The sequence below is a fragment of the Myxococcus sp. MISCRS1 genome (assembly GCF_026626605.1).
Lineage (GTDB): Bacteria > Myxococcota > Myxococcia > Myxococcales > Myxococcaceae > Myxococcus > Myxococcus fulvus.
Map to the genome: position 1 here is coordinate 5,192,810 of NZ_JAPNKB010000001.1, position 11,407 is coordinate 5,204,216.

General features: G+C 72.0%; 10 protein-coding genes. 2 read left to right on the top strand and 8 right to left on the bottom strand.

Features of this window, described 5'->3' with window-relative positions:
• Window positions 1–14 precede the first annotated feature (14 nt).
• The 5 genes from OWM54_RS20545 to OWM54_RS20565 form a co-directional block, all read right to left on the bottom strand.
• Window positions 15–1,343: a Kelch repeat-containing protein gene (locus tag OWM54_RS20545; RefSeq protein WP_223750993.1), complete on the bottom strand. Its 1,329-nt coding sequence runs from the start codon at window positions 1,341–1,343 to the stop codon at window positions 15–17.
• Window positions 1,340–2,092: a hypothetical protein gene (locus OWM54_RS20550; RefSeq protein ID WP_267698568.1), complete on the bottom strand. Its 753-nt coding sequence runs from the start codon at window positions 2,090–2,092 to the stop codon at window positions 1,340–1,342. The genes OWM54_RS20545 and OWM54_RS20550 overlap by 4 nt, the downstream gene beginning before the upstream one ends.
• Window positions 2,093–2,376: 284 nt before the next feature.
• Window positions 2,377–3,183: a Rieske (2Fe-2S) protein gene (locus tag OWM54_RS20555; protein ID WP_223750991.1), complete on the bottom strand. Its 807-nt coding sequence runs from the start codon at window positions 3,181–3,183 to the stop codon at window positions 2,377–2,379.
• Window positions 3,180–3,758, bottom strand: a complete 579-nt coding sequence (locus OWM54_RS20560) for a YceI family protein (protein WP_223750990.1) — start codon at window positions 3,756–3,758, stop codon at window positions 3,180–3,182. Before OWM54_RS20560 ends, OWM54_RS20555 begins: the two co-directional genes overlap by 4 nt.
• Window positions 3,759–3,820: 62 nt before the next feature.
• Window positions 3,821–4,480: a hypothetical protein gene (locus OWM54_RS20565; protein WP_223750989.1), complete on the bottom strand. Its 660-nt coding sequence runs from the start codon at window positions 4,478–4,480 to the stop codon at window positions 3,821–3,823.
• 493 nt (window positions 4,481–4,973) lie between these two features.
• On the opposite strand from OWM54_RS20565, the gene OWM54_RS20570 reads away from it, so the two are divergent.
• Window positions 4,974–6,818, top strand: coding sequence for a sensor histidine kinase (locus OWM54_RS20570; RefSeq protein WP_223750988.1), 1,845 nt, complete (start codon window positions 4,974–4,976; stop codon window positions 6,816–6,818).
• A gap of 13 nt (window positions 6,819–6,831) precedes the next feature.
• Here the strand turns inward: OWM54_RS20570 and OWM54_RS20575 are convergent, their stop codons facing one another.
• From OWM54_RS20575 to OWM54_RS20585, 3 genes are all read right to left on the bottom strand, one after another.
• Window positions 6,832–7,257, bottom strand: coding sequence for a nuclear transport factor 2 family protein (locus tag OWM54_RS20575; protein WP_223750987.1), 426 nt, complete (start codon window positions 7,255–7,257; stop codon window positions 6,832–6,834).
• Window positions 7,258–7,393: 136 nt separating this feature from the next.
• Window positions 7,394–8,842, bottom strand: coding sequence for a hypothetical protein (locus tag OWM54_RS20580; protein WP_267698569.1), 1,449 nt, complete (start codon window positions 8,840–8,842; stop codon window positions 7,394–7,396).
• Window positions 8,843–8,999: 157 nt separating this feature from the next.
• On the bottom strand, window positions 9,000–10,628 hold the full coding sequence (locus tag OWM54_RS20585) for a sensor histidine kinase (protein ID WP_267698570.1): 1,629 nt from the start codon (window positions 10,626–10,628) through the stop codon (window positions 9,000–9,002).
• A gap of 336 nt (window positions 10,629–10,964) precedes the next feature.
• On the opposite strand from OWM54_RS20585, the gene OWM54_RS20590 reads away from it, so the two are divergent.
• Window positions 10,965–11,360 (top strand): hypothetical protein, encoded by a 396-nt coding sequence (locus OWM54_RS20590; RefSeq protein WP_141332592.1) that lies wholly within the window; start codon window positions 10,965–10,967, stop codon window positions 11,358–11,360.
• The last annotated feature ends 47 nt before the right edge of the window (window positions 11,361–11,407 follow it).

Here is an 11,407-nt window from a genome sequence, read left to right on the forward strand (position 1 = left end):
GCCTCCTCCGTGCGTCAGGGCCAGTAGCGCTCGGCGGACTTCAGCGCGGCGCCATTGGAGCCGTGCCCGCCAATCACCAGCACCGAGCCATCATCGAGCAGGGTCGCCGTGTGTCCCGCGCGCGCCGTCGGCAGGGCGGGCCGGAGCACCCACTCGAGCTGGTTCGAGTCGAAGAGCTCCACCGTCGACAGCGAGTCATAGTCCGCCTCCGAGCCCCCCACCACCAGCACGTCCCCCGACTTCAGGGTCGTCGCCGTGTGCGCGAAGCGCGCGTCGAACATCGCGTCCATGGGAATCGGGGTGTTGCCGCTGCCCTCCTCGGTCGGAATCAACTCGGTCGAGGAGAGGGCGATGACGGAGCCCGCGCCATCCCCTCGCTTGCCGCCCGTGATGAGCAGCTGCGCGGCCGCCTCGCCCTGCCCTATCACCGCCGCGGCATGAGCGTGCCGAGGCTCCAGCAAGGGACCACCGGCGACGCTCCACCCCTCCCCTGGCGTGTACACGTCGTAGCTGCCCTCGGTCCGACTCGCGTTGTAGCCACCGACCGCGAAGACCCGGTTGAGCACCATCGTGACGGACAGGACGTTGCGCTCCGCGCGCATGGAGCCGCTCCCGGTCGACCAGGTCCCTCCGAACACCGCGTAGCGCGCCGAGTCGCCGAGGCCCGTCTCCCCGTTCGCCCCGCCTCCCATCACCAGGACCTCGTCCCCGTCCGGCAGGAGCACCGCCCCGTGGCTCGCGCGAGCCGATATCGGCAGGTCCGGTCGGGGTGAGGTGCCCGAGGCCGGGTCATAGAGTTCCACGCTCTTCGTCGGAGTGGCCCCCGCGCGGCCGCCCACCACCAGCACCTTCCCTCCGGAAATCAACGTGGCGGTGTGCTCACCCCGAGCCACCTGCAAGGGCGGCAGGCTCGTCCACGAGCCGCCATTCCGGGGGTCGTAGAGCTCCACCGAGGTGAGCGCTCCCGTCCCACTCGCGTTCGAGAACCCGCCCACCACCAGCACGCGCCCATCCGCCAGCAACGTCGCGGTGTGCCCCGTCCGCGCCGTGTTCGGCGTCCCCGCCGCGTCCCATCGGGGACGCCCCGCGTCGGGACCTCCGTCAGGGCCCGCGTCACCCGCGTCGGGGCCTCCGTCAGGGCCCGCATCACCCGCGTCGACGCCTCCGTCGGGCCCCGCGTCCCCGGCGTCTCCTGCATCGTGGGCGCCCGCGTCCGCGTCACAAATCTCCGGGTGCTCCCGGCAGAAGCGCGAGGTCCGCTCCTCCACGTCGACGCACGAGACGACGGCCTGGAGGCCGAGCACACACGCCACCGCCACCACGAACCGCATCCCCGTCCTCACGGCCACCTCCCGGACACGAAGGCGGACGTCCCATCCGTCCCCACCGTCAGCGCCAGCGGTGCCCGCGGCGCCCCCAACAGGTACATCCCCGTCCCCACCCCCAGCCCCACCACGCCGCCCACCAGCAACCCCACGCTCACCGACTGGAGCGACCGCGCACGCGACGCCACCTTCCGCGCATCGTCCCGGGAGCGGAGGTCCGGTGAGGGCTCATCCAGCTTCGACTCCTCCCGCGACGCCAACCACCACATCACCCCGCCCCCCGCCGCCAGCGCCCCGCCCACGGCCGCCGGAATCCACGCCCGCTCGCGCAGGGAGACGGCCCGCCCGGACAGCGCGCCGTCACCGCCAGGCAGCACCCGGTCCGAGTTCCCCGTCGCGGACTCGTCGTCCATGCGCGCACCCACGCCCTCCCCGTCCTCCTTCCTCAACGGCTCGGGCCGCTCACCCCGCGCCGCCAGCTCCGCGAGCACCTTCTGGCGCACCGCCTCGAAGCGCGTCCTCAGCTTCGGCGACACCGCCAGCGGCAGCTTCGCCTCCGGGTCCAGGAAGAGCGCCGCCTGGAACGCCGCGTCCGCCTCCTCCTTCCCGCGGCTCAGCTCCGCCAGCACCACGCCCTCGTAGAGCGACACCGCCACGTCGTCCTCGGGCCCCTTCGACACCTTCTTCGCCCGGGAGATCTGCTCCAGCGCCCGCTCGTGCTCCAGGTCCTCCACCAGCCGATGGATGGACAGCAGGTAGCGCTTCACGTCCGGGGACACCTCCGCCCTCGACCCGAACGGCAGCAGACACAACCCCAGCAACAGGACCCCGACCCCCCCCCTGCGAGCCCAACCCACGCAAATCCTGCTCATTGAGATGGATTCCATTTCCATGACATCCATGCTCGATTTCCCCGAGGGGTACAAGAGGCCCCATGGGCTCTCACGCCCCGGGAAAACGTCAAGGGCCCCGAGAGTCTCCACCGAGTGGAGACCCGCGAGGCCCTCGAGCCGAAGCCGTCACTCGCGCGCGCGTCACCGCGCGCCGGACGTCACCGCACGCCCGTCACCACCACCGCGTCCGTCGTCTCCGTCACGGTGAACTTCTTCAGGGGCAACGTCGCGGGCCCTCTCGTCACCGCACCCTGCAGCGTGAAGGTCGAGTTGTGGCAGAAGCAGATGTAGTCCTGCTCGGCCTGACGCGCGGACACCTCGCAGGCCTGGTGCGTGCACAGCGCGTCCACCGCGGACAGCGAGCCATCCGAGGCGCGGGCGATGAAGATCTTCTTCCCGTAGCCGCCAGGGACACCCTCCACGAAGCTGCCGTTGTCCTTGAGCGTGGGGAACTGCGAGAAGGGCAGCCGCACCTCGCCGTTCACCGCCGAGGGGAAGCCGCCCTGACCCGCGCGCAGCTCGATGGTCAGCTCGCGGTTGCCCGGGTTGTACGTGGAGGCGAACTTGCGCAGGCCCACCGTGGCCGGCCGCTGCGTCACCGCGCCGTCGATGGGGTTGAACTTGGACAGGTGGCACGGGCACACCACCTCGCGCCCGTCGAAGCCGAGCGGGCACGCGGCGTGGGTGCACAGGTTGGACAGCACGGAGAAGGTGTCCTGCCCGGAGTGCGTCACCAGCAGGTCCGTCTCCTCGCCCGCCACGCGCAGCGTAATCGCGCCGCCCACGCGCTCCAGGTCCGGATAGCGCGAGACCTGCAGCGTCACCACGCCCTCGGCACTGGCCGTCACGTCCGTCACCGGCGCCGGGTCGATGTCCGGCGCGCAGCCCGGCAGCGCCGTCGCGGCCGCGCCCGCCGCGCTCGTTCCGAGGATGCCCTTCAGGAAGCCACGTCGCGACGTGCTCACGTCCCCTCCACCACGAAGACCAGCTTGGGCTCCAGCACCAGCTTGTCGTCCACCTTCACCATGAGCAGCGACGGGCGCTCGATCTTGAACTGCTCCAGGCTGACGGTGAACGAGCCCTCCGTCGTCACCTCCGTGGCGGACTTGAACAGCACCGTCACCGGCACCTCCACGCCCTGCTTCTCCCCGTGGAAGAGCAGCTGGCCCTTGAGCGTCACCTGCACCTTCGAGGGGAAGGTCGCGGGCAGCTTCACCCCCGTCGCCACGCCCTTGAAGTCGACGATGGGGTGCTTGGCCACCTCCGTCACCTCCCACATGTGCTGGTCGCGGTTGGCGTTGCCGGAGTCGAAGTCCTTGATGTTGGCGCGCACGGCCACCTGCAGCGTGCCGTCCGCCTTCAGCAGGGCCTTGCCGTCGCTGGGCTTCGCGGTGCCGACCACCTCGTGCGCGGGGTGGTGCAGCTTGTAGGTGAGCGTGCTGGCGTCCTTCTTGAGCGCGTACGTCTTGGCCCCACCCTGGGCCAGGGCGGGCACGGAGAGCAGCAGGGTGGTGAGCAGCGCGAGTCGTCGAACGGTCATGTCCGTCTCCAGGAGATGCAGAGGTCGTCCCTCCGAGGCCAACGGCGCCCGGGGGAAAAGATTCAGAAGAAGAGGGTGAAGATGCCGGCCGTGACGGCCCCGAGCGTGGTGTAGCCGACCACCTGGTGCGCGGTGGCCAGGTCCGTCTCCGACAGCCGGCCGAAGCGGTCCGTGGCCATGATGCCGAGGATGATCTGCGCGATCATCCCCGCGGTGGCCAGGGACATGAAGAGCTTGTGGAAGGAGATGGTGTCCCACTCGGCGTTCTGCTTCTCGAAGGGCTCCGGGGCGAGCAGGCCCAAGAGGCCCACCGAGGCGAAGACCACGGAGGTCCCCACGGCGAAGCCGCGGTGGAGCCCCAGCAGGTTGCGGTCATCGCCGCCGCCGCGGAACGAGTCGTTGAACTGGAGCTGGCCAATCACCGTGGTGGTGACCAGGCCCGCGGCCAGCGCGAAGCCCAGGCCCTGGTGCAGCTTGAGCATGGTGCGGCGCCGGTCCAGGCGCTTCTGCAGCTCCGGGTCCACCTGGGCGGCGGCGACGTCCTCGGCGGGCTCCAGCAGGTCGAAGTCCAGCGAGGGGTCCTCCGCCGGAGCGGCCTGCTCCTCGGCGGGGGCCTGCTTCGTGGGCGCGTCCTTGGCGGGCGGCGACTTCTTCTGTTGGGCCTGGGCGGTGGTGGTGGACAGCAGCGACAGGATGACGAGGACGGCGGCGAGGCGGTTCATCAGTGGGTATCCGTGAGGGGCTCGTGGCGGAGGGGCGGACAGGTGCGGCAGGGGTGCCGGGGGCCTGCTTCCATCATGCCGACGTGACTCACGAAGAACCCGGAACCGATTGCAAAGTCGCCGCAACGGGGACCGGCCAGGGGTTTCGTGGACGCGATGTGGAAGACGAGAGGCGGCCGGAGACGGCCTGCATGAGGGGACCCGAACGAAACCTCCCAACCAGGTGGTGACCCCGGAAGCATGACTCCGAGGCCCAGGGGCGACGGTAGCGCCACACTCCGCGTTGCGGAAGCCGCATGACGGGCGGCGGACTCTGTCCGACAGCCACCTTCCTCCGGGCTCGGGGTCGGAAGACCCCGGCCGGTGTGTTCACTGCCCGCGCGGGGGACTGACGGGCGCCCGACAATCATCCGCCCGGGGCCGGAAATCCGGCTCCGGATGCGTTTCAGTGGAGGCAGCCCGGGGTGTCACCTGCGCCATCGGGCAGCCGCGCATGGAGAAGCATTCGTCCGTCAGCCTCCGCTTGCCTCCTCCCGACGAGGGCCCGGGTCCCAGCGTGGAGCTGCTGGCGGAGAGCCGCCGCGCTCGCGCCAGCGCCGAGCTCGCCAGCGCGCGCATGCGAAGTCTGCAGTCGCTCACGCTCGCCCTCTCCGGCGCCCTCACCTCCGAGGACGTCGCCCGCGCCGTCGTCGTGGAGGCCGTGCGCACCCTGGAGGCCCAGACCGGCGGCCTCTACCTGCTGGAGGCCCGGGGCTCCACCCTGGAGCTGGTCCACACCGTGCGCTGCCCCCCGGCCATCGAGGCCGCCTTCACCCACGTCCCCCTGGGCGCCAACGTCCCCGTGGCCGAGGCCGTGCGCACCCGCGCGCCCCTATGGCTGTCCGACTTCGCCACCCTGGCCGAGCGCTTCCCCATCGCGGCCGACCCCGCCCGCCCCGAGCACGGAGACCTGTCCATCGCGTGCCTGCCCCTCATCGCCCGCGACAGGACGGTGGGCTGCCTGGCCTTCATCTGGGGCCGCGCGCACGACTTCGACGAGGAGGAGCGGGCCTTCATCGACATGCTGGCCCAGCAGGCCACCATGGCCCTGGAGCGGGCCCGGCTGCTCGCCGCCGAGCGCAGCCAGGTGGAGCGCGTGGGCCTGCTCCAGCACGCCACCGCCATGCTCGCCACGTCGCTGGACCTGGGCCACACCCTGCGCGGCGTCGCGCTGGGCCTGGTCCCCACCCTGGGCGACTTCTGCATCATCGACGTGATGGGGCCGGACCACGAGGTGCGCCGCACCTTCCACGCCGCCACCCCCGAGTGCGCCGGCCTGCTCGCCGCCAGCCACTGGCGCCCCCCGGAGCGCCCCGGCACGCCCATCTGCGCGCTCGCCAGCGGCCAGCCCGTCTTCGCCCCCCAGGTCGACGCGGCCTGGGTGGAGTCCACCGCGTGCGGGCCGGAGACGCTCGCCCTGCTGCGCACCCTGGCCCCCACGTCCTGGCTGTCCGTCCCGCTGGACACGCCCGAGGGCGTGCTCGGCGCGCTCACGCTGGGCCACTGCCTTTCCGGCCGGCACCACACGGCCGAGGACCTGGAGCTGGCCATGGAGCTGGCCCGCCGCGCCAGCGCCGCCGTGCAGAACGCCCACCTGTTCCACCAGACGCAGCAGGCGCTCCAGCTGCGCGACGAGTTCCTCGCCATCGCGAGCCACGAGCTGAACACGCCGCTGACGGCGCTGAAGCTCCAGCTGTCCCGGCTGCGGCGCATGTCCTCGGACGGGGAGGTGCGGGCGCGCACCACGTCCGCCGTGCAGCAGGTGGACCGGCTGGGCCGGCTGGTGCACGAGCTGCTGGAGGTGGCCCACCTGTCCGAGGGCCGGCTGCACCTGACGCCCGAGCCCGTGGACCTGGTGGACGTGTGCCGGGAGGTGCTCACGCGCTTCACCGAGGAGAAGGAGCGCGCGGGCGCCACCATCTTCCTGCGCGCCGACGGCGCCGTGTCCGGGCGCTGGGACGCCTCGCGCGTGGACGGCATGGTGACGCACCTGCTGTCCAACGCGCTCAAGTACGGCCTGGGCCGCCCGGTGGAGGTGGAGGTGGCCTGCATCCCCGGAGACCTGGCGCGACTGGTGGTGAGGGACCGCGGCATCGGCATCCCCGCCGAGCAGCTCGCCCACCTGTTCCAGCGCTTCGGCCGCGCGGTGCCGCTGAGGCACTACGGCGGCTTCGGCCTGGGGCTGTGGTTCTCCCGTCAGGTGGTGGAGGCCCACGGCGGGCACATCCACCTGGAGAGCTCACCGGGGCTGGGCACCACCGTCACCGTGGAGCTGCCCAGGACGCCGGAGACGGCGTGAGCCCCAGGCCCGCTCACGCCGGAGCGGTGGAGGGGACCTGGGAGCGCTGCGCGGTGCCGTGCGCCAGCTCCTCCCCCAGCGCGTGCGGGTCGAAGTACGCGTAGAAGCGGCGGATGTGCTCGCCATCCCATTCCAGGATGGAGACGCCCTCGTAGGCCACGGCCGCGCCGTTCTGCGCGGTGCCATGGGACTCCCACTCGAGCGCCACCCGGTCCCCCGCCTCAATCATGTTCCGGAAGGACGACTTCACCTGGCGCAGCGTGGCCTTGTACTCGCGCCAGAACTGACGCGCGCCCTGCTTCCCCTTGAACACCCGGGAAGAGGCCAGGTTGCTCACCTGGGCATCGTCGCTGAAGAGCGCGACGAGCGCCTCCAGGTCGCCGTCCTCCTCCAGGCTCGACAGTGCCTCCACGAACCGCTGCGCTCGCTCCGTCGCCATGCGCGTGTCCTCGCTCGCCCCTGGGTGGAAGGGGGCCGATGGAAGGAGACTGCGCATGCGCCATCCCGGGTGCCTCCCCCTCCCGCCTGCCCTCCGGTACGACGGGGGAGCCCCGGTCAGCACGCTGTCCAGGCACTCAGGTGCCCCGGGCCCGGGACCACTCCTCGCGGTTCCAGCCGTTGCGCCGGTAGCGTTCACGCCTCGACTCGGGGAGCGCCTCCCAGGCCACTCCCCGCGCCAGCTCCGGCGGCGTGTCGAAGAGGCCCACGTGCTGGCGGTCCACGGCCTGCGTCGCGCGCTTCGCCGTGAGGCCCTTCATCTCGTAGCCCAGCCGCAGCTCGGCCTTGTTGCCCTGTCCCTTCACGTCGACGAAGACGCCCCCGCCGAACTCCGCCTCCCTCAGGTTCAGCTTGCTGTAGCTGCCCGCGTGCTTGCCCACGCCGACGGACAGCTTGAGGTCGCCGTCCGAGGAGTGGCTCACCGAGAACAGGCCCAGGTCCACCTTCACCTCCGACTGGAGCTGGCCCTTCGAGTCGCGCGTCACCTCCAGCCCCACGGGTCCGCCCTTGAGCGCCACGCCGCCCGAGGACTTCAGCTCCACGCGGCCCCGCGAGTCGAGCCGCGCCTCGCCTCCCAGCTGGAGGTGGTCGTGCTGCAGCTCCGCCTTGCCATTCAGGGAGAAGGTGCCGCCGGGGCGCTCGCCGAGCAGCTCTCGCTGACGGGCGTTGATGGCCTGGTAGACCCAGCCCGTGGCCCCCGCGGTGCCCACCGCCAGGCGCCACTGCTTCGCGAGCGCCTCCCGCCGGGGGTCCTCGCGCGACAGCCCCAGCATCGAGTCCGACAGCCGCGCCTCCCGGGGAGGGCCCAGCTTGCGCAGCTCGGGGAGTCCCTGGGCCTGCTCGACGGCCTGGACGTAGCGGCCGAGGTAGGCGGCGTGGTCGGCCAGGTACGTCCTGCCCGCGGTGACGGCGTGCTCGCTCACGGCCTGGCGCAGCGAGTCCGGCAGGGCCACGTCGTTGCGGAAGAAGGCGGGCCTGCCCGGGTAGCCCAGCGGCCCCGACGCGGGCTCTCCGGCGAGCCGCTGGAGCGTGCCCTTGGCGTGGGCCTGCTCCAGGAAGGACGCGCGCGCCTCGGGGGTCTGCTCGGCCAGGAAGGTCTTCAAGAGGCCATCGCGCTCCATCCGCTCCAGGGTGGCGCGGTAGCCCTCCGGCGGGAGCTGTCCCAACAGCGTGTGCACCGTGCGCACGTCCGCGTCGCTGACCGTCCAGTCGCCGAGGCTCCGCGTCAGCCTCGCCTGGAGGTCCGGGTAGACGTCCGCGGGGACCTCCGCGCTCCGGGCCCGGAGCCTGCCGCCCAGCGCCGTCAGCTCTCCGGCAGACACGGTGGGGCCGGTGTCCCGGGACGTGCTCCCCTGGCTCGGAGGGGACGGGGACTTCGAGGCGGGCTGCTTGAACGGCTGCACCGCGTTGCGCTCGCGGGAGGCCAGGAGGGGCGGCTGAGAGGGGGGCCGCGCCGGCGTGGGCACCTCGTCGGCGACAGCGTCGAGGGCCAGGGCGTTGCTGCCTGCTGCGTCGATTCGGGACATGTGCTCGCTTCCGCAAAGGGGACCTCCGGCCGCACTGCACCGGGCACACCAGGGTCCACTCCGAGCGGCGCGCGGGCCCTCGGCGCCTCACGCCATCGCCAGTTCCGGACGTGAAATCTCCCGGCGCGGACGTCCTCGCGCGCGAGGTCGGCGCGAGTCAGGCGACCACGGCGGCGACGGCCCGGGAATCGAGCGGCAGCTCCAGCGTGAAGGTCGTCCCGGTGCGCTCCCCGCTCTCGATGCTCACCCGTCCACCATGGGCCTGGGCACAGCCCCAGACCAGGGTCAGCCCCAGGCCCCAGCCCTTCGAGGGCCCCTCGCGCGCAGAGCGCGTCCTCGAGAACGGCTTGAAGAGCAGGTCCTGGTCGGACTGGGAGAGGGCCCGGCCCTCGTTGTGGACGGAGACGCGCGCGCCTGAGCCCGTCCGCGCGACGGTGAGGGTGACGGGGGAGTCGCTCGCGCCGTACTTCACCGCGTTGCTGGTCAGGTTCCAGAGTGCCCGGCGCAGCTCGTCCTCGCTCCAGAAGCCCTCGACGGGCGCCTCGGCCACGAGGAGGAAGCGCTCGCCGTGGATGGTGCTCAGCTCCTCGATGACCTCCCGGGCGATGGCCCGCAGGTCGCACGGCGCGAACTGGAGCGAGAGCTGCTCCCCGGCGCGCAGGCGGTTGGCGTCGAGCAGGTCCCGCACCATGCGGTCCGTGCGCTCGATGTTCTGGTCGATGCGCCGGGCCAGGTCCCGCCGCTCTTCCATCACCTCCGGCCGGCGCAGGAGCAACTGCGCCGCCACCTTCGCCGCCGACAGCGGCCCCCGCAGGTCATGGGCCAGGACGGAGACGAAGCGCTCCCGGAGCACCCGCTCCTCCTGCAGGGTGTCGACCTTCGTCTGCAGGTCCGCGTACAGCTTCGCGTTGTCCAGGTGGATGGTGAGCCGCTCGCCCAGGGACTCGAGCCGCCTCCGCTCCCGGGCCGTGAAGTCGCGCGACGCGGCGACGCCGACGTACAGCACGCCCCTCAGGGCGTAGTGCGTGGCCAGCCGGATTCCCAGCAACGAGCAGAGCCCCTCGCGCCGCAGGTCCTCGCTCACCGCCATCGGCGTGGCCTCCGCCTCCTCGCCCGAGCCGGGGTCCTCGTCCACGACGCCTCGAGTGGTCGCGTATCGCGCGAGGGCCTCCATCGCCACGCCCGTGGAGACCACCGTGCCGAGACCGGGGAGCGGGGTCTCCTTCAAGAGCAGGGCCGCGCCCTGTCCCCCCAGCGCCTCCATGATGAGCTCGAGGACCTCCCTCAATCGCTCCTGGAGGGAGGCGGCGTCCACCTCCAGGGCCTCGTTGGCCACCTTCTGGATGAGCCGCAGGTAGCGCTTCTCCGCCTGCTCATCCTCCCGCATGTGCTCGCTGAACAGCGCGATGACGCTCGCCGAGGCCGCATGCAGCTCACCGAGCAGCCGCTCGACGTCCTCGACGTCGGGCCGCGCCTGGGGCGGGGCCTCGGCCCACATCCTGGAGATGCACCTGCCCAGGAGCGCGAACTCCTCGACGACCTCCGCGACGTGGAACCCCTGGCGGAGTCGCGCGGCCACATGGCCCTCCACGTACTTGCGCCGCTCAGCGAAGGTGGTGGCCGGCGCCTTCGCGTCCTCCGCGAGCGAGGCCAGATAGGTCGGCATGATGTTCTTGAGCTCGGGGGCGTCCAGGCCTCGGGCGGAGGCGGCCCGGGTCGCCTCCTCGGTCCACAGCCGGACGATGGCGTCGTAGTGCCGGTGGATGATGTCAGCGATGCGGTTCATCGTGTGGCCCCATCGTTCTGCCGCACGGAGACGCCATCCCGTGCATTCCTGGAGAGGGGATAAGGCCTGGGCCTCCCGGAGGTGAGCGGGGAGAGCGCCGGGCCCGCGGACCACCGTTCGCTGGCATACACGCCCCGGGGAGGTCGCGACGGGTGCCCGAGCGGGGAGGGCATCCCGCCCCGAGGACCGAGGACCCATCCCCGAGCCCCCTCGGCGGGCGAGTGGCCCGCCGCTCCATGTCCGCGGCCGCCTCCGTGTCCATCCTCAAGAAGCTCAACCTTCCCCTTTCAAGCTGTCCTTCTCGCGAGTCGCGCGGCGGGCCGCCCGAGGTCCGCCATGCCTTCGTACACGGTCGACATCCCGCTCCATCTCCACCACGCATACTGGCAACTGCCCAATGAGATGCGCATGGCCGTCGCGCTGCATCTGCTGGCGATGGCGGAGCTGGCGCCCCGGAGATACTCCGCCGTGGACGGGGGGCCGAGCCGCAGTGACATCGCCGGCCTGGACGCGGGCGAGCACCTCGTGGAGCTCGGCGGGCTCTGGTTCTCCTATCGCATCACCCCTCAGGAGAACCTCTTGCGGTTGCTGGATTTCGGGGGCACGACGCGGGGTGTCCCCGCCACCGCGCCCTCCACCTGGAGGAACCACCTGCTGGACCAGGATGTCTGGACCAACGAGGGCGGCGGCAGCCATGCCCTGGCGCGGGGTGACGACGTGGCGGGGACCTGAAGCTTCCCGCGCGCGGAGCACGCGCGTGGGCCCGAGCGGGCGTGGCC